Raw genomic sequence first — 1,022 nt, 5'->3', positions numbered from 1 at the left:
GTGCCGGCGGTCTTGTCGACCGTCATCGCCGGCGCCGGAGCGATCGGCGTCGTCGTGGTGTCCGGCGGGCTGGTGGTGGTGCCGCCGCCCGGCGGTGTGCCGGTCACGGTGGCGCTGTTGTTCACCGTGCCCGCGTCGATCTCGGCCTGCGTGATGGTGTGGGTGCCGGTGCAGGTGGTATTCGCACCCGGAGCCAAGGTCGTGACCGGGCAAACGGCCGCCGCATCCAGCTGCGCGTCGTTCACGGCGATGCCGGTGATCGTCACATTGCCGGTGTTGGTCACCAGGAAGCTGTAGGCAATCGTGCTGCCGGCGGTGTTACCCGACGGCGTGCCCGCCGTCTTGTCGATGGTCAACGTAGGCGCAGGAGCCGCCGTCACCGTGGCGCTCGACGGCGGGCTAGTCGCCGTGCCGCCGCTGGGATCGTTACCGGACGCGGTGGCGGTGTTGGTGACCGAACCGACATCGATGTCGGCTTGAGTGACGGTGTAGTTGCCGGTGCAGGTCGTACTCGCACCCGGCGCCAGCGTGGTCACCGGGCAGGTGATGACCGGAGCCGTACCCGTGCCGCTGAACGCGGTTTCGTTGATGACCAGGTTGCTGATGGTCACGTTGCCGCTGTTGGTCACTGCGAACGAGTAGGACACGGTGTCACCCGCCGCGGACACGGTCGTCGGCGACGCGGTCTTGGCCAGGGTCATCGCCGGCGCAGATGCGATCGGCGTGGTCGTGGTATCCGGCGGACTGGTGGTCGTGCCGCCAGACGGATCGGTGCCGCTGGCCGTCGCGCTGTTGTTCGACGTGCCGGCGTCCACCTCCGCCTGGGTGATGGTGTGGGTGCCGGTGCAGGTGGTCGTCGCACCCGGGGCCAACGTCGTCACCGGACAGGTCGCAGCCGCATCCAGCTGCGCGTCGTTCACGGCAATGCCCGTGATCGTCACGTTACCGGTGTTGGTCACCAGGAAGGTGTAAGCAATCGTGCTGCCCGCGGTGTTGCCCGACGGGGTGCCGGCGGTCTTGTC

1 protein-coding gene is annotated in these 1,022 nt (G+C 68.4%); it reads right to left on the bottom strand.

The genetic code is table 11. The annotated features are described in order from the left end of the window. Window positions 1–1,022: DUF7507 domain-containing protein (locus DX914_RS19865; protein ID WP_196778983.1), on the bottom strand; the 1,022-nt coding region annotated here is incomplete at both ends.

It is taken from the genome of Lysobacter silvisoli, from assembly GCF_003382365.1.
In the GTDB taxonomy this organism is placed as follows: Bacteria; Pseudomonadota; Gammaproteobacteria; order Xanthomonadales; family Xanthomonadaceae; genus Lysobacter; species Lysobacter silvisoli.
This window is presented reverse-complemented; position numbering and strand designations above follow the sequence as displayed.